This window comes from Kaistia sp. 32K (assembly GCF_016629525.1).
Classification (GTDB): domain Bacteria; phylum Pseudomonadota; class Alphaproteobacteria; order Rhizobiales; family Kaistiaceae; genus Kaistia.
In genome coordinates this window covers 497,245-514,581 of record NZ_AP024269.1, presented here as the reverse complement: position 1 = coordinate 514,581, position 17,337 = coordinate 497,245, and the positions used below count along the sequence as shown (strand labels likewise).

The window sequence follows — 17,337 nt, the reverse complement described above, 5'->3', positions numbered from 1 at the left end:
TCTACCTCGTCAGCACGACGCCGCCGTCCCGCGACCAGGTCAGCCAGACCTTGTCGTCCCAGGTGATCGGCCGCTCGACGAGACGGGTGGTGTTGGTGATGGTCGCCTTGACCGTGGCGCCGGTGGCGAGCCGCACGTGATAGATCGAGACGTCGCCGAGATAGGCGATGTCCCAGACCTCGCCGGTGACGGCGTTGACGCCCGGATCGGCCGGCGGCGTCAGCGAGATCGCGACCTTCTCGGGCCGGACCGCGAACCAGGCCGTGGTGCCGGGGCTGGCGGAGATGTCCTGGCTGACCTGGACCCTTGCGCCGGTGCCGACGCAGTCGAGCGTCGCGACGCCGTCCTCGGCCGCGCCAATGGTGCCCTCGAGCAGGTTGATGTCGCCGATGAAGTCGGCGACATAGCGCGAATTCGGCTGTTCGTAGATCTCGGCCGGCGTGGCGATCTGGACGATCTGGCCCTGGTCCATCACGGCGATGCGGTCGGCGACCGTCATCGCCTCTTCCTGGTCGTGCGTGACGATGACGAAGGTCATGCCGAGCTTCATCTGCAGGTCGATCAGCTCGAACTGCGTCTCTTCGCGCAGCTTCTTGTCGAGCGCGCCGAGCGGCTCGTCGAGCAGCAGCACCTTCGGTTTCTTGGCGAGCGAGCGGGCGAGCGCGACACGCTGCCTCTGGCCGCCGGAAAGCTGGTGCGGCTTGCGCTTGGCGAACTTCTCGAGCTTGACCAGCGCCAGCATCTCCTCGACGCGGGCAGCGATCTCCGGCTTCGGCATGCCGTCCTGCTTCAGGCCGAAGGCGATGTTGTCCCAGACGCTCATATGCGGGAACAGCGCATAGGACTGGAACATCATGTTGGTCGGGCGCCGATAGGGCGGCACGCCGACGAGGTCCTGCCCGTCGAGCATGACGTGGCCGCTCGTCGGCTCCTCGAAGCCGGCGATCATGCGCATCAGCGTGGTCTTGCCGCAGCCCGATGGGCCGAGCAGCGCGAAGAACTCGCGCTCGTAGATGTTCAGCGAGAGATCGTCGACGGCGGTGAAGTCGCCGAACGTCTTGGTGACGTTCTGGAACTGGATGAAGGGCTTGGCGGTCGGATCGTTCCAGGGCGCGAAGGCCCTGCGGATCGGTCCAAGCGATTTGCCCGCCGTAAGCGACTTACCTGCCATGAAGCCTCTACCCCCGCCTTCGATGCCCGTCGTGAAGAGGCCCGGTACTAGACCGGGCCTCCTTTGTCCATCAGATCAGGTGCCGCTCTTGATCTTCGTCCAGAGCCGCGTCACGACCCGCTGAACCTTCGGATCGTTCGGGGTCGTCGTATAGAGCTTCTTCATGACGTCCGGAGTGGGATAGATCGTCGGATCGTTCAGGATCGCCTTGTCGATGAAGGCCTGCGAATCCTTGTTGCCGTTGGCGTAGGAGACGTAGTCGGTCGCCTTGGCGATGACTTCCGGGCGCTGGATGTAGTTGATGAAGGCGAGCGCCGCCTCCGGGTTCGGGGCGTCCTTCGGGATCGCCATCGAATCCATCCAGAGCAGCGCGCCTTCCTTCGGGATCGCGTAGCCGACTTCGACGTTGTTCTTGGCTTCGGTGGCGCGCGTGCGCGCCTGGATCACGTCGCCCGAATAGCCGAAGGCCAGGCAGATGTCGCCATTGGCGAGCGCCTGGATGTATTCCGACGAATGGAACTTGCGGATATAGGGGCGGACCTTGTCGATCAGCTCGCCCGCCTTGGCGATCTCGTCCGGGTTCTTCGAATCCGGCGGCAGGCCGAGATAGTTGAGCGCGGCCGGGATGACGTCATCCGGCGAATCCAGCATGTAGACGCCGCAATCCTTGAACTTCGACACGACTTCCGGCTTGAAGAACATGTCCATCGAGTCGACCGGCGCGTCCGGCATGGCCGCCTTGATCTTCTCGACATTGTAGCCGATGCCGGTGGTGCCCCACATGTAGTTCACGGCAATCTCATTGCCGGGATCATAGGTAGCGAGGCGGGTCGTGATCTCGTCCCACATGTGGGAGAGGTTCGGGACCTTCGACTTGTCGAGCTTCTGGAACACGCCGACGTCGATCATGCGCTTCAGGTTGCGGTCGGTCGGCACGACGATGTCGTAGCCCGAGCCGCCGGCCAGCATCTTCGTCTCCAGGATTTCCATGGAATCGTAGACGTCATAGACGACCTTGATCCCGGTCTCCTTGGTGAAATCGTCGATGATCGACGTGTCGATATAGTCAGACCAGTTGAAGATATGGAGCTCCTTGTCAGCGGCCAGGGCACCGCTGGAGGCTCCGAAGGCCAGCATCGCGGAAATCGCGACGCCGCTGAAGGCATGCTTGATCATGTCTAACCCCTAGATGGACCCGCGCCTCTCAGGCGCGGCTGCCACAAACCCATACTAAGATTCAGACGTTAGAAGGCTTTTTCAGCTACCTCAACCGTTTATCGCGTCCGTTCGCAAGGACCTGAAGCCGCACGGCAACCGTACAAGTTGACTTCGCTTCAGCGGTGACGACACTCCAAAGAAATTCCCGTCAGAGCCGAGGAGAAATCGTGGCAAAACGGAAGAAGGGCGTGAGGACGGCCGACGGCAGCGTCCGGGGCGTCAAATCGCTGGACGAGGCCCGCGACTGGCTGAAAGCCCGCGGCATCGAGGACATCGAATGCGTCGTCCCCGACCAGGCCGGCGTCGCCCGCGGCAAGATGATGCCGGTGCAGAAATTCCTCGCCGGGCCGACCATGTCGATGCCGGGCTCGATCCTGACCCAGACCATCACCGGCGATTATCCCGACGATGACGACCGCTTCCAGAGCGACGCCGCCGACCAGGACGTCATGTTCGAGCCGGACCTGTCGACGCTCTGCGTCGTGCCGTGGGAGACCGATCCGACGGCGCAGGTGATCCACGACGCCTACCATCGCGACGCCCGCTCGGTCGAAACCGCGCCGCGCCAGGTGCTGCGCCGGGTGATCGAGCTCTATGCGCACCAGGGCTGGCAGCCGGTTGTGGCGCCGGAGCTCGAATTCTACCTCGTCAAGCCGAACACCGATCCCGACTACCAGCTCGAGCCGCCGACCGGGCGCTCCGGCCGGCCGGAAGCGGCGCGGCAGTCCTACTCGATCGCGGCGATCAACGAGTTCGACGACCTGTTCGACGACATCTACGATTTCTCCGAGCAGCAGGGCCTCGAGATCGACACGCTGATCCACGAGGAAGGCGCGGCGCAGATGGAGATCAACCTGCTGCACGGCGACCCCTTGGCGCTCGCCGACCAGGTGTTCCTGTTCAAGCGCACCATCCGCGAGGCGGCGCTCCGGCACGACATGTACGCCACCTTCATGGCGAAGCCGATGTCGCGCGAGCCGGGCTCGGCCATGCACATCCACCAGTCCGTCATCGACACGGCGACCGGCAAGAACATCTTCTCCGACGAGGACGGCGATCCGACCTCGAAGTTCTTCGCCTTCATCGGCGGCTCGCAGAAATACCTGCCGGCCGTGCTCTGCATGCTGGCGCCGTATGTGAATTCCTATCGCCGGCTGGTGCGCTCGTCCTCGGCGCCGGTCAACACGCAATGGGGCTATGACAACCGCACCGTCGGCCTGCGCGTGCCGAATTCCAATCCGGCCGGCCGGCGGTTGGAAAACCGCCTGCCCTCTTCCGACGCCAACCCCTACCTCGCCATCGCCGCGTCGCTCGCCTGCGGCTATCTCGGCCTGATGGAAGGGCTGAAGGTCGGCGACCCCGTCTCGGGCTCGGCCAATTCCGACGAGATCGACCTGCCGCGCGGCCTGCTCGAAGCGGTGGCGCTGTTCGAGGAGCAGGAGGAGCTGGCCGAGATCTTCGGCGAGCGCTTCGTCGCCACCTATGGCGCGATCAAGCGGGCCGAATACGAGACCTTCATGCAGGTGATCAGCCCGTGGGAGCGCGAGTTCCTGCTGCTGAACGTCTAGCCGGGGCAGCATCGGCCAGCCTTTCCCCAGAGGCTGGCCCCCTTCACGCAGCACCGTTCTCATCATGCTGAGGAGGCCCGAAGGGCCGTCTCGAAGCACGCAGAACGGTCCAACAGCGGCCCCCCGGCCGTGCGTCCTTCGAGACGGCTTTCTGCGAAAGCCTCCTCAGGATGATGGAAATCGGGGACTGTATGACTGTCTTGCAGCCCTGTGCGAGGGTCTCCCTCTGAGAGCGCAAGAACACACGGCGCTGCCAGCGCTGCCAGCGATATCGAGACGACCGCAACCGGACCTGCTCATGACGAATTCGAACGTCACTGCCGACTATCGCGCCCGCGACGCGGCGCACCACATCCACGCCTTCTCCGACATGAAGAGCCTGAACGCCGAGGGCTGCCGCGTCGTGGTCCGGGCGGAGGGCTCGTGGATCTGGGATTCCGAGGGCAACCGCATCCTCGACGGCATGGCCGGGCTCTGGTGTGTCAACATCGGCCATGGCCGCAAGGAGATCGCCGAGGCCGTGCAGCGGCAGATGGGCGAGGTCTCCTTCTACAACACCTTCTTCAAGTCGACCCATCCGCCGGCGATCGCGCTCGCCGAGAAGCTGGCTGAGATCACGCCGCCGCAGTTCAACCGCGTCTTCTTCGTCGGCTCCGGCTCGGAGGCGAACGACACGGTCATCCGCATGGCGCGGCACTATTGGACGAGCCTCGGCAAGCCGGACAAGACCGTGCTGATCGCCCGCCACAACGCCTATCACGGCTCGACGCTCGGCGGCGGCAGCCTCGGCGGCATGTCGTCGATCCACAGCCAGGGCGGCCTGCCGATCCCCGGCATCCACCATATCGCGCAGCCCTACTGGTTCGGCGAGGGCGGCGAGATGAGCCCCGACGAATTCGGCCTGTTCGCGGCGCGCGAGCTGGAAAAGGCGATCGATGAAATCGGCGAGGACAGGATCGCCGCCTTCGTCGCCGAGCCGATCCAGGGCGCCGGCGGCGTCATCATCCCGCCCGCCACCTACTGGCCGGAAGTGAAGCGCATCCTCGCGGAGCGAGAGATCCTGCTGGTCGCCGACGAGGTCATCACCGGCTTCGGCCGCACCGGCAACTGGTTCGGCTCCGAGACCTTCGGCATCGAGCCGGACCTGATGCCGATCGCCAAGGGCCTCTCCTCCGGCTATCTGCCGATCGGCGGCGTCATGGTCTCCGACAAGGTGGCTGATGTCCTCTACACGGCCGGCGAATTCCACCACGGCTTCACCTATTCCGCCCATCCCGTCACCGCCGCGGCGGCGCTGGAAAACCTCCGCATCCTCGAAGACGAGAAGCTGGTCGAGCGGGTGCGCAACGACATCGGCCCCTATCTGCAGAGCCGCTGGCGCGGGCTCGCCGATCATCCGCTCGTCGGCGAGGCGCGGATGACCGGCCTGATGGGCGCGCTGGAACTGGTGCCCAACAAGGCGTCGCGGACGCAAAAATTCGCCGATACCGGCAAGGTCGGCACGATCGCGCGCGATATCTCGCTTGGGAACAACCTCGTCATGCGCGCCGTGCGGGATTCGCTCATCATCGCCCCGCCGCTCACGCTTTCGCATGAAGAGGCCGAGATCCTCGTCGCCTCGGCGCGGAAGACGCTGGACGAAACGCAGGCGGAACTGAAGCGGTTGGGACTGCTATGATGGCGGCGGCGACCCTGTTCGACGGACATTCCGCATGAACCATCCGCACGCGCCTTCCTGGTATGCCGCGACGGCCGACAAGACCCTCGCCTTCGCCCCGCTCGACGGCGACACGCGCGCCGACGTCGCCATCATCGGCGGCGGCTATACCGGGCTGTCGGCGGCGCTGCACCTCGCCGAAGCCGGCATCGACGTCGTGCTGATCGAGGCGGAGAAGGTCGGCTGGGGCGCTTCGGGCCGCAATGGCGGCCAGTTGCATACCGGCCAGCGCCGCGACCAGGAATGGCTGGAGAAACGCTTGGGCCTGCCGGCGGCGCGCGAGCTCTGGACCCTCGCCGAGGAAGCGAAGGCGCTCGTCCATCACTTGATCGACAAGCATGGCATCGACGCCGAATGGCGGCCGGGGCTGATCGAGGCGGTGCACAAGCCGCGCCTCGTCGACGAGGAACGGCACTATGTCGAGAAGCTGAACCGCGACTATGGCTACGCCGCCGCCGAATGGATCGACCGCGACCGCCTGGCGCCGAAAATCGGCACGGACGCCTATTTCGGCGGCCGGATCGACCGCACCGCCGGCCACCTGCATCCGCTGAAATTCGCGCAAGGGCTGGCGACGGCGGCGGCCAAGGCCGGCGCGCGCATCCATGAGCAGACGCCGGCGCGGAAGCTCAATGAAGGCGGCGCGGCGCCTGTGATCGAGACCTATCGCGGGCGGATCACGGCCGACGTCGTCATCCTTGCCGGCAACGGCCTGCTCGACGGCATCGACCAGGAGACCGAGACCCGGGCGATGCCGATCAAGAACTTCATCCTGACGACGGAGCCGATCGGCGCCGGCGGACCGGGCGGGCTGATCCCCGGCGGCGAGGCGGTCTCGGATTCGCGCTTCGTCGTCTATTACTGGCGCCCGACGCCGGACGGCCGCATCCTCTTCGGTGGCGGCGAGACCTATTCGCGCTCCGACCCGACTGACATCTTCGCCTTCGTGAAGCGGCATCTGGTGAAGATCTATCCGCAGCTCGAGCGGACGCGCATCGACCATGCCTGGGGCGGCACGCTCGCCGTCACGGTCAACCGCCTGCCCTTCCTGCGCAAGGTCCGCTCCGGCGTCTATGCGGCGTCAGGCTATTCCGGCCAGGGCGTCGCGCTCGCGCCCTTCGGCGGCAAGATCCTGGCCGAGGCGATCCTCGGCAATCCGTCGAGGCTCGACGCCTTCGCTGATCTCCCCTGCCCGCGCTTTCCCGGCGGCAAGCTGTTGCGCTGGCCGGCGCTCGTTGCCGGCATGAGCTGGTACGCGCTGCGCGACCGGCTCTGACGCCGGCCGCCTCCCATCCCGACGGAGCCGCGGCGAGCCGCCAATGACAGCGATGTCATTTTTAGGACAATCTGTCGCAGCGGCAGTTGACGTGAGCGGCAGTTCTGTCAGTCTCCCCCCGAGACCGCTGCTGCCACCGGCGTAGAGGCACCTCTCGACCGGACAGCGAGCGCGCCGCGAAAGCGGCGAAGCGGCAGCCATAGCCGTGGTCGCGCGAACGCAACGTTCAACGGGAGGATGCCAATGTTCAAGAAGCTCGCGGTACTCTTGGCCGGCGCCATACTGGCGCTGGCAATTCCGGTCGCGGCGCAGGCCAAGACCTTCTACTGGATCTCGCACGGCACATCGGCCGACCCGGTGTGGACCTATTTCCTCGCCGGCGCGCAGCAATGGCAGAAGGATACCGGCAACACGGTCAACACCTCGTTCCACCAGGGCAACGTCGCCTCGCAGCAGGAAGCGGTCCGCGCCGCCATCGCCGCCAAGGCCGACGGCATCGTCACGACCAGCCCGGATCCGGGCAGCCTGGTCGAGGTGGCCAAGGAAGCGAACGCCGCCAAGATCCCGATCATCAACTTCAACACGCCCGACCCGACGGCCTCGTTCAACGCCTATGTCGGTGGCAACAACGTCGTGTTCGGCCGCGGCTGGGCGCAGTATCTCGTCGACAAGGGCCTGGTGAAGAAGGGCGATTTCGTCTGGATGCCGGTCGAGATCCCGGGCGCCACCTATGGCGTGCAGGAAGAGGAAGGCATCAAGAGCGTGTTCGAGCCGCTCGGCATCACCTATGAGGTGACCGAGGCGACGCTCGACCAGGCCGACGCCATCAACCGCATGGTCGACTACCTCACCGCCAACCGCGCCAAGGTCAAGGCGATCATCGGCCTCGGCGACCTCGTCACCGGCTCGATCAAGCGCGTCTTCGACCAGGTCGGCGTCAAGCCGGGCGAAATCCCGGTCGTCGGCTGGGGCAATTCGCTCGACACCACCCAGGAAGTCCTGAACGGCTATGTCAACGCCGCCCAGTGGCAGGACCCGCAGGCGACCAGCTACGTCGCGCTGTCCCTCGCCAACATGGCCGCCAGCGGCATTCCCCCGGGCTTCAACGTGATCACCGGCGCCCTGTACGAGAAGGACACGGCGCAGCTCTACGACAACATCCTCTCGGGCAAGTAGTCCCGTAGCAGCCGGCATCCGCGAGCGATCGCGGATGCCCCGTCGATCGACGGCCGCATGACCGCGTTCGCGCGGCGCGACCTGCCTGCCCTCATGCCAATCGGTCTGCCCCGTGGAAAACCGCTCCCTCGTCCAGCGCTTCATCGCGAAGCCGGAATTCGGCCCGCTCGTCCTTCTGATCGCGGAGATCGCGGTCTTCTGGTCGATCAATCCGGACTTCCTCTCGCCGCTCAACATCTCCAACACGCTGTCCTTCACCGTCGAGCTCGGCCTGATCGCGCTCGCCATGACGCTCCTGATGACGGCGGGCGAATTCGACCTCTCGGTCGGCTCGGTGTTCGGCTTCGCGCCGGTCTTGATGTGGACGCTGTTCAATTCCGGCATCACCTCGCTCGAAATCGCCTTCGTAATCGCGCTCGCCGTCGCGGCGCTGATCGGGCTCGCCAACGGCCTGTTCGTGACGCGGATCAAGATCTCGTCCTTCCTGGTCACGCTCGGCATGCTGCTGGTGGTGCGCGGCGTCGCGCTGTTCATCTCGGACGGCTTCCCGCAGCGGACCTGGAGCGCGGGCCAGCATTGGCTGGCGCATGTGCTGGTCGGCGATTTCTATATCGGCCCCTTCCGCATCTACATGTCGCTGTTCTGGTTCATCGGCGTGGCGCTGGTGCTCGGCTACGTGCTGACGCAGACCAAGGCCGGCAACTGGATCCAGGCGACGGGCGGCAATCCCGGCGCGGCGCGGGCGCGCGGCGTCAACGTCAACCGCACCAAGGTGCTGCTCTTCATGCTGTCGGCGACGATGGCCTCGTTCGCCGGCGTGATCAGCTCGATCCGCACCTCCGCCGCCAACCCGAACAGCGGCGCCGGCTACGAGCTGGAAGTCATCGCCATGGTGGTGATTGGCGGCACCGCGCTGATGGGCGGCCGTGGCACCATCATCGGCACCGTGCTCGGCGTGTTCATCCTGCGCGTCATGCGCAACGGCATCGTGCTGATCGGCGTGCCCGGCCTCGCCTACAACATCTTCATCGGCGCGATCATCCTCGGCATGATGACGCTGCATTCGATCCTCGAGCGCCGGCACCAGGCGGGAACCTGATCATGACCGATTTGATCCGCATGGAGCGCATCTCGAAATCCTATGGCAGGATCCAGGCGCTGAAGGACGTCGATTTCAGCGTCCGCGAGAACGAGATCGTCGGCCTGCTCGGCGACAATGGCGCCGGCAAGTCGACGCTGATCAAGGTTCTCTCCGGCGCCGTGCCCTCGACCGGCGGCGACATCTATGTGCGCGGCAAGAAGGTCAGCATCCGCTCGACCACCGACGCCATCGCCAACGGCATCGAGACGATCTACCAGGACTCGGCGCTGGTCACCCAGCTGTCGATCGCCCGCAATCTGTTCCTCGGCCGCGAGCCGGTGACGGGCTTCCTGAACCGGCTCGACCACGCCCGCATGGACACGGTGACGCGCGATCTCCTGAAGCGCGTCGGCATCAGCAAGAACATCCCGCCCTCGACGCCGATCGGCTCGCTCTCCGGCGGCGAGCGCCAGGCCGTCGCCATCGCCCGCGCCATGCATTTCGAGAGCGATTTGATCATCCTCGACGAGCCGACCAACAATCTCGGCGTCGCCGAGACGCAGGGCGTGCTGCGCTTCGTCCGCAACGCCCGCAATTCCGGCCATTCCTGCATCTTCATCGCCCACAACATCCACCATGTGTTCCAGGTGGTGGACCGGATCGTGGTGATGCGCGGCGGCCGCGTGGTGGCGGACGACATCAATCCGAAGCAGTCCAGCGTCGAGGACGTCGAACGCGTCATCACCGGCATGTCGGACGAGGAACTGGAGCGCGCGCTGGGGGCGAACAACCACTGAGGGGGTCTTCCGTCGGCCGCTCAGGTGGTTCCGACGGCGCCCCACGCTCGCCGTCATCCCTGCGAAGGCAGGGATCCATACAGCTGCGCCATCGGGAGGGTGAACTCCAAGCGGTTCGGCTGAATGGATCCCGGGTCAAGCCCGGGATGACGCCGGTGCATTGGGAGCGGCTGATTGGCCCCTCACCTCCCCCAGGGAGAGGTACAGGAGCCCCGCCTCACGCCAGCTTCGCCTGCGCCTCGGCCACGAGCGTGCGAACAAAATCTCCCGCCGGCATCGGCTGGGCGAGGCGGGCGGCCTGGCCGGACCAGAGCGACATGAAATCGCGCGAGCCGACCGGCTCGGTCTCGGCCCGGAGCGGCGCCAGTGCGCCGCCGGCGAGCGGGAATTGCGGAACGTCCGACGAGAAGCGTCCGAGATCCCGCATCAGGCGGTTGACGATGCCGCGCGCCGGCCTTCCGGTGAAGACGTTGGTGATCGCCGTCTCGTCGGCCTCGGCGGTTTCGAGCGCGCGGCGATGCTGCGGCGCGACCTTCGCCTCCGGGCCGAGCAGGAAAGCGGTGCCGATCTGCACCGCCGAGGCGCCGAGCGCCAGCGCCGCGACCACGCCGCGCGCATCGGCGATGCCGCCCGCCGCGATCACCGGCACGCCGACCGCATCCACCACCTGCGGCACCAGCGCGAAGGTGCCGACCTGGCCGGAGACGTCCGAGGTCAGGAACATGCCGCGATGGCCGCCTGCCTCCGCGCCCTGCGCGATGATCGCGTCGCAGCCGCCCGCCTCCAGATAGCGCGCCTCGCGCACCGTCGTCGCCGAGGCGATCACCTTGGCGCCGGCCGCCTTGACCCGGTCGAGCAGCGGCTTCTCCGGCAGGCCGAAATGGAACGAGACGATCTCGGGGCGCAGATCCTCGACCACGGCGCAGAACGCGTCGCTGAAGGGCTCGCGGTTCGAAGCCGGGACCGGCATGGCGGGATCGAGGCCGAGTTCGCGATAATAGGGCGCCAGCCGGGCGCGCCACGCGGCCTCGCGGGCCGGATCGGGCTCCGGCTGCCCGTGGCAGAAGAAATTCATATTGATCGGCCGCGCCGTCGCGGCGCGGACGGCGGCAATGTTTTCCCGGGCCTGGTCCGGCGAGATCGTCGCGCAGGCGAGCGCCCCGAGGCCGCCCGCTTCCGCCACGGCGATCGCCAGCGCCGGCGTGCCGAAGCCGGCCATCGGAGCCAGCAGGATGGGGTGTTCGATCCCGAACAGATCGAGGATGCGGCGATCGGCCCAATTCGTCATGACGTTTCCTGTCCTCAGCCAAGGAAGGCAAGCATAGCATCCGAAAACCGCTCGCCGGAAACCCAACGGCAAAATCCGGCGGATTTCATTCCACTCTGGCCTGCCGACAGGCTTGCGCTAACATCACACCATCGAATTCGAGGGGGAGATGACGATGACGCGCGTGGTGGTGATCGGCGGCAGCGGCCATGTCGGGACCTATCTGGTGCCGAGGCTGGTCGAGGCTGGATACGAGGTGGTGAACGTGACGCGCGGCCAGCGCGCGCCCTATCAGCCGCATGCGGCGTGGTCGGCGGTCGAGACGATCACGGCCGACCGCGAGGCGGAGGACCGCGCCGGCACCTTCGGCGCGCGGATCGCCGATCTCGAGCCCGACATCGTCATCGACATGATCTGCTTCACGCAGCGCAGCGCCGAACTGCTCGTCGACGCGCTGCGTGGCCGAGTGCAGCATTTCCTGCATACCGGCACGATCTGGGTGCACGGGCCGAGCGTCAGCGTGCCGACGACCGAGACGGCGAAGCGACGCCCGTTCGGCGCCTACGGCATCCAGAAGGCCGAGATCGAGGCCTATCTGCTGGCCGAGGCGCAGCGGAGCGGCTTTCCGGCGACTCTCGTCCATCCCGGCCATATCGTCGGGCGCGGCTGGGCGCCGCTCAATCCGGCCGGGCATTTCGATCCGGCCGTGTTCTCCGCGCTCGCGCGCGGCGACGAACTGGTGCTGCCGAATTTCGGACTGGAAACGGTGCATCATGTCCATGCCGACGACGTCGCGCAGATGTTCATGAAGGCGATCGCCAACTGGGGCGTCTCGGTCGGCGAGGCCTACCACACCGTCTCGCCGCAGGCGGTCAGCCTGCGCGGCTATGCCGAGGCGGTCTCGTCCTGGTTCGGCCACGAGGCGAAGCTCGCCTATCTGCCCTGGGAGAGCTGGAAGGCGCAGCACAGCGAGACCGTCGTCGAGCAGACCTATGACCACATCGCCCACAGCCCGAGCTGCTCGATCGAAAAGGCGCGCCGCCATCTCGGCTACGAGCCGCGCTTCAGCTCGCTCGAAGGGGTTCGGGATTCGCTCGACTGGCTGATCGAGCAGGGAATCGTCCAGGTCGCCTGAGTTCGACCAGAGATAATTAGCCGGCATATCATCGGGCCATGAGACGGTCCGGAATGGGCAAAGCCGCGCGCGGGACGAGCTGAGGTTGTCCCGCGCCGGCACACGGGCGACGTTACGGAATGGCGGTTTCCTTGGTGATTCCAGCCTCTTCCTGCAAGAGCCCGACGAAAAATTATAGTCCTGCATAAATTAAGTCGATCGATTGACGTCGTCGCCGAATTGGACAACTTTTGCGTTCGGGGGGGGTGGGAAACGAAGCGGAGTTTTGCCGGATGAGCGCGGACGCGATCAGTTTTGACCGAGTCGAGATGGACAACGCCGTCCGCGAGGCGGACGACGATGCGAGCGCCGCGCCGCTCCCGGCCTCCCGGCACTACCGGCGCGCCCGCCAGGATCGCGGCGCCGAGACGCGCCAGAAGCTCCTGCTCGCCGCCCTCGACGTCTTCGGCCGCTACGGCTTCGAAGGCGCCGCGACGCGCGACATCGCCAAGCGCGCCGACGCCAATCTCGCCGCCATCGTCTACCATTTCGGCAGCAAGGACGCCCTGCACAAGGCCGTGGCGGAATATGTCGTCGAGCAGATGGAAGCCCGCATCGGCGAGAGCATGGACGCAGCAGCCTCCGCGCTGGCCGGCACGATCGACCGGCCGACCGCGCGCCGCCTGCTGCAGAACATCATCGACGCGCATATCGATTCCATGCTGGGCGAGGCCGAGGCCGAACTCTGGGGCCGGTTCATCATGCGCGAGCAGATGGAACCCTCCTCGGTCTTCGACGTCATCTATGACTTCATGACCCGTTGCCAGATCACGATGACGAACCTCGTGGCCCTGCTGCTGGAGCTCGATCCGCGTTCGGAAGAGGCGATTTTGCGCTCCTTCACCATCTCCGGCCAGTTCGTCATCTTCTGCGTCGGCCGCCCGATGGTGCTGAAGCGGCTCGGACGCGATAGTCTGGCAAGCCAGGACCGCGAGGAAATCCGCAGCATCGTTACCGGCCATATCGACCAGCTGGTCGGAGAGACGCTCACGCACGAGGGATGACATGGAGGCCGGCCGGGCGTCAGCGCTCGTCGCGTTACTGCTGCTCGCCGGCTGCGGCGACGGCGGCGACGACGCGCTGCTGCACGGCTATGTCGACGCGGACTATGTGCTGGCCGGCGCGGAGGCCAGCGGCCGGCTGACCGCGCTTTCCGTGCGGCGGGGCGACCCCGTCGCGGCGGATGCGCCGCTCTTCACCCTCGACGATCGCGACGAGACGGCAGCACTCGCCCAGGCGCGGGCCGAGCTGGCGCAGGCGAAGGCGAGCCTGCAGGATCTCCGGACCGGCAAGCGGCCGGAAGAAATTCGCGTACTCGACGCGCAGCTCGCCGACGCCGAGGCATCGCTGACGGTGGCGCAGAAGAGCTATGACCGCAACCGGGACCTCTCGACCCGCGCCGTCGTCGCCATCGCGACGCTCGACCAGGCGAAGGCGGACCTCGATTCGGCCGCAGCCCGCGTGCAGGTGGCGCGCGAAAACCGCGCCGTCGCCAATCTGCCGGCCCGGCCCGACCAGATCGCAGCGGCGGAACAGCAGGTCGAGGCGCTCGCCGCCGCCGTCACCGCCGCCGAGACCAAGCTCGCCCGGCGTAGCCAGCGCGCAGCGAGCGCGGGGCAGATCGAGGACGTGTTCTACCAGATCGGCGAGATCGTCCCGGCCGGCCAGGCCGTCGTCTCCCTCCTCCCCGACGGCGCGCGCAAAATCCTGTTCTTCGTGCCGGAGCCGGCGCGCGCCACCGTCCGGCCGGGCCAGCGCGTGGCGCTCTCCTGCGACAGCTGCGCGGACGGGCTGGCGGCGACCGTCTCCAGCATCGCGACCAACGCCGAATTCACGCCGCCGGTGATCTATTCCAAGGAGAGCCGGGCCAAGCTGGTCTACCGCGTCGAGGCGCGACCGGAGGGCGAGGCGCAAAAGCTCGATCCAGGCCAGCCGGTCGACGTCCGGCTTCCGGCGGGGGAGAAATAGCACCATGGCGCCCGACAGGCCGGAAGACGTCGTCATCGACATTCACGGCCTGACCAAGCGCTTCGGCGACAAGACGGTCGTGGACGACGTCTCGCTCGACGTCCGGCGCGGCGAGATCGTCGGCTTCCTCGGCCCGAACGGCTCCGGCAAGACGACGACGATCCGGATGATCTGCGGCCTGCTCAGGCCGGACGGCGGCAGCGGCACCTGCCTCGGCCTCGACATCCTCAGGGATGCCGAGCGGATCAAGCGCCAGGTCGGCTACATGACGCAGCGCTTCTCCTATTACGAGGACCTGACGATCCGCGAGAACCTCGATTTCGTGGCGCGGATCTACGCCCTGCCGGACCGGGCGGCGGTGGTGAAGCGGACGCTGGAGCGGCTCGGGCTCTACAAACGCCGCGACCAGCTCGCCGGCGCGCTTTCCGGCGGCTGGAAGCAGCGCCTCGCGCTCGCCGCCTCGGTCATGCACCAGCCCAAGCTCTTGCTGCTCGACGAGCCGACCGCCGGCGTCGACCCGCAGGCGCGGCGCGAGTTCTGGGACGAGATCCACACGCTGGCCGACGACGGGCTGACCGTGCTGGTCTCGACCCACTACATGGACGAGGCCGAGCGCTGCCACCGCATCATCTACATCGCCTATGGCAGGATCGTCGCGCGCGGCACGGTCGAGGAGGTGATCGAAAGCTCGGGCCTCTCCACCATCATCGTCAGCGGCCGCGACGTCGGAGCGATCGCCAGGATCGTGCGGGAGAAACCGGGGGTCGAGCAGGTGGCGCCGTTCGGCAACGATCTGCATGTCGTCGGCCCCGATCCCGCCGCGCTGAAGGCGGCCGTCGACGCGGCGCTCGCCGAGACCGGCTCCGACGCCGTCGCGATGCCCGGCGAGACCAGTCTCGAGGACGTGTTCATCCGGTTGATGCAGACGGCGCAGGCGGGCGACCAGCCTGCAAACGGCGAGCAGGCATCGTCATGAGCGCCGGCCTCTCCCGGATCCTCGCGCTGATGGTGAAGGAATTCATCCAGATGCGGCGCGACCGGCTGACCTTCGCGATGATCATCGGCATTCCGATCATCCAGCTGGTTCTGTTCGGCTACGCCATCAACCTCGATCCGAAGCGCCTGCCGACGCTTGTCGTCGCCGGCGACAGCGGCCCCGCCTCGCGCGCCATCGTCGCGGCGATGGAGGCATCAGGCTATTTCAGCGTCGCGCCCGGCCTCGCCAGCGAGGCGCAGGCGAACGAGGCGCTGATCGACGGCTCGGCCAGCTATGTCATCACGCTGCCGCCCGGCTTCGAGCGCGATTTCGTTCGCGGCACGCGGCCGCAACTCCTCGTCGAGGCCGACGCGACCGACCCGGCCGCCACCTCCAACGCGCTCGGCGCCCTGCCCCAGATCCTCTCCAGCGCGCTCGCCCGCGAGCTGACCGGTCCGCTCGCGACCCAGACCAGCGCCCCGGCCGCCGTCGATCTCGTCATCCAGCGCCGCTACAACCCGGAGGGCATCACCGCCTACAACATCGTGCCGGGCCTGCTCGGCACCATCCTCACCATGACGACCATCCTGATGACGGCCTTGGCGCTGACGCGCGAGATCGAGCGCGGCACGATGGAAAACCTGATGGCGATGCCGGCGACGCCGTTCGAGATCATGATCGGCAAGATCGTGCCCTATATCGGCTTCGGCCTGGTCCAGGTCGCCGTCATCCTCGTCTGCGCGCAGATCCTGTTCCATGTGCCGATGATGGGGTCGTTCGCCGTGCTGCTCGGCGTCACCTTCCTGTTCATCGGCTGCAACGTGACGCTCGGCTACACGTTCTCGACGATCGCCCGCAACCAGATGCAGGCGATGCAGATGACCTTCTTCTGGTTCCTGCCGTCGATCCTGCTGTCGGGCTTCATGTTCCCGTTCCGCGGCATGCCGGACTGGGCGCAGGTCATCGGCAGCGCGCTGCCGATCACGCATTACATCCGCTCGGTGCGCGGCATCATGCTGAAGGGCAGCGGCCCGTCCGACCTCGTCGGCGAAATCTGGCCCCTCGCCACCTTCTGGCTCGCCGTCGGCGCGCTGGCGCTCTTCCGCTATCGGCGGACGCTGGATTAGGGCGAGGCCAGAGCCCGCCAGGTGGCGAGCGGCAGGACGAGCCTGGTGCTGTCCGGGCCGAGGCTCACGAAGGCGTGGCGGCGGTAGAATTCGGTCGCCGCCGCGTCGATCGGATCGACCAGCACGGCATGGGCGCCGATTTCGGAGCGAGCGACACGATCCAGCGCGTCCGCCAGCAAGAGCGAACCGATGCCGCGTCGGGCAAAGCGATGATCGACGGCGAGCCAGCCGATCAGCACACAGGGCATTCGTGGATAGCGCGGCAGCTTCTTCGCCATCTCGGCGGGGATATCGCCGAGATCAACGGATTGCGCCGACAAGGTGTAGAACCCGGCAAGCGCCTCGCTTTCCAGATCGATGCAGACAAAGCAGCGCACATAGTTCCGCCGGATATCCTGCGAAACGACATTCAGGAAGAAGCGGTCGATACGATCATTGCCACAGCGAAACGCGCTGCGATCCTGCGTCGAAGCCAGCGGCTCGATCCGGTAGAGCGTGGTCAAGACTTGCTGGCGACGAGATCACGATGACGCCTGGCGGCATCGCGGAGTGCTTCTGTCGGTTCCGGCGGGTTGAGGAGCGCCTCCGCGAAGCGAGCCTGCTCTTCGCGCGTCAGGCGGATCGCGTCCATCTGCTCGATGACCTGCACAGCCTTCTCGGCCGTCGCTTCGATCACGAAGCTGGTCACGGAAATTCCACGCAGTTCCGCGGCGCGCTTGATCATATCCAGCACGCGGGTCGGAACGCGCGCCTCGAGGCGCGAGGAGTTTCCGGTGTCACTCATGCCTGGAAGCATACGGCAAATTGCCGTACGGGACAAG

16 protein-coding genes are annotated in these 17,337 nt (G+C 66.6%); 11 read left to right on the top strand and 5 right to left on the bottom strand.

The genetic code is table 11. From position 1 onward, the window contains the following. Nucleotide 1: 1 nt before the first annotated feature. Complete coding sequence (locus K32_RS02225) at nt 2-1,171, bottom strand: ABC transporter ATP-binding protein (protein WP_201402454.1); 1,170 nt, start codon at nt 1,169-1,171, stop codon at nt 2-4. A gap of 75 nt (nt 1,172-1,246) precedes the next feature. After that, nucleotides 1,247-2,347, bottom strand: a complete 1,101-nt coding sequence (locus tag K32_RS02220) for a polyamine ABC transporter substrate-binding protein (protein ID WP_371812858.1) — start codon at nt 2,345-2,347, stop codon at nt 1,247-1,249. 209 nt (nt 2,348-2,556) lie between these two features. On the opposite strand from K32_RS02220, the gene K32_RS02215 reads away from it, so the two are divergent. From K32_RS02215 to K32_RS02190, 6 genes are all read left to right on the top strand, one after another. Then, on the top strand, nt 2,557-3,957 hold the full coding sequence (locus tag K32_RS02215; protein WP_201402453.1) for a glutamine synthetase family protein: 1,401 nt from the start codon (nt 2,557-2,559) through the stop codon (nt 3,955-3,957). A 298-nt stretch (nt 3,958-4,255) separates the two neighbouring features. Next, nucleotides 4,256-5,635 carry an aspartate aminotransferase family protein gene (locus K32_RS02210; protein ID WP_201402452.1) on the top strand — a complete coding sequence of 460 codons (1,380 nt, stop codon included), beginning with the start codon at nt 4,256-4,258 and terminating at the stop codon, nt 5,633-5,635. Between the two features lie 34 nt (nt 5,636-5,669). After that, the gene (locus tag K32_RS02205; protein ID WP_201402451.1) at nt 5,670-6,950 is read left to right on the top strand and encodes an FAD-binding oxidoreductase; all 1,281 of its coding nucleotides are present in this window, start codon (nt 5,670-5,672) and stop codon (nt 6,948-6,950) included. Nucleotides 6,951-7,193: 243 nt separating this feature from the next. Beyond that, nucleotides 7,194-8,126 (top strand): substrate-binding domain-containing protein, encoded by a 933-nt coding sequence (locus tag K32_RS02200; protein WP_201402450.1) that lies wholly within the window; start codon nt 7,194-7,196, stop codon nt 8,124-8,126. A 112-nt stretch (nt 8,127-8,238) separates the two neighbouring features. After that, the gene (locus tag K32_RS02195; RefSeq protein WP_201402449.1) at nt 8,239-9,225 is read left to right on the top strand and encodes an ABC transporter permease; all 987 of its coding nucleotides are present in this window, start codon (nt 8,239-8,241) and stop codon (nt 9,223-9,225) included. A 2-nt stretch (nt 9,226-9,227) separates the two neighbouring features. Continuing rightward, nucleotides 9,228-10,004 (top strand): ATP-binding cassette domain-containing protein, encoded by a 777-nt coding sequence (locus K32_RS02190; RefSeq protein WP_371812856.1) that lies wholly within the window; start codon nt 9,228-9,230, stop codon nt 10,002-10,004. Between the two features lie 217 nt (nt 10,005-10,221). Here the strand turns inward: K32_RS02190 and K32_RS02185 are convergent, their stop codons facing one another. After that, the gene (locus K32_RS02185) at nt 10,222-11,292 is read right to left on the bottom strand and encodes a nitronate monooxygenase family protein (RefSeq protein ID WP_201402448.1); all 1,071 of its coding nucleotides are present in this window, start codon (nt 11,290-11,292) and stop codon (nt 10,222-10,224) included. A gap of 154 nt (nt 11,293-11,446) precedes the next feature. On the opposite strand from K32_RS02185, the gene K32_RS02180 reads away from it, so the two are divergent. The 5 genes from K32_RS02180 to K32_RS02160 all read left to right on the top strand — a co-directional run bounded on the left by K32_RS02180 (nt 11,447) and on the right by K32_RS02160 (nt 16,516). Next, complete coding sequence (locus K32_RS02180) at nt 11,447-12,406, top strand: NAD(P)-dependent oxidoreductase (protein ID WP_201404315.1); 960 nt, start codon at nt 11,447-11,449, stop codon at nt 12,404-12,406. Nucleotides 12,407-12,678: 272 nt separating this feature from the next. Then, complete coding sequence (locus K32_RS02175; RefSeq protein ID WP_244669791.1) at nt 12,679-13,449, top strand: CerR family C-terminal domain-containing protein; 771 nt, start codon at nt 12,679-12,681, stop codon at nt 13,447-13,449. A 1-nt stretch (nt 13,450) separates the two neighbouring features. Further along, nucleotides 13,451-14,413: an HlyD family secretion protein gene (locus tag K32_RS02170; protein ID WP_201402447.1), complete on the top strand. Its 963-nt coding sequence runs from the start codon at nt 13,451-13,453 to the stop codon at nt 14,411-14,413. 4 nt (nt 14,414-14,417) lie between these two features. Beyond that, the gene (locus K32_RS02165) at nt 14,418-15,389 is read left to right on the top strand and encodes an ABC transporter ATP-binding protein (RefSeq protein ID WP_201402446.1); all 972 of its coding nucleotides are present in this window, start codon (nt 14,418-14,420) and stop codon (nt 15,387-15,389) included. Beyond that, a complete protein-coding gene (locus K32_RS02160; protein WP_201402445.1) occupies nt 15,386-16,516 on the top strand; it encodes an ABC transporter permease in 1,131 nt (376 codons plus the stop codon). Before K32_RS02165 ends, K32_RS02160 begins: the two co-directional genes overlap by 4 nt. Here K32_RS02160 and K32_RS02155 read toward each other — a convergent pair. Beyond that, nucleotides 16,513-17,019 (bottom strand): GNAT family N-acetyltransferase, encoded by a 507-nt coding sequence (locus tag K32_RS02155; protein WP_244669789.1) that lies wholly within the window; start codon nt 17,017-17,019, stop codon nt 16,513-16,515. The genes K32_RS02160 and K32_RS02155 overlap by 4 nt on opposite strands. Continuing rightward, the gene (locus K32_RS02150) at nt 17,016-17,336 is read right to left on the bottom strand and encodes a DUF1778 domain-containing protein (RefSeq protein WP_244669787.1); all 321 of its coding nucleotides are present in this window, start codon (nt 17,334-17,336) and stop codon (nt 17,016-17,018) included. Before K32_RS02150 ends, K32_RS02155 begins: the two co-directional genes overlap by 4 nt. Between the last annotated feature and the right edge of the window lies 1 nt (nt 17,337).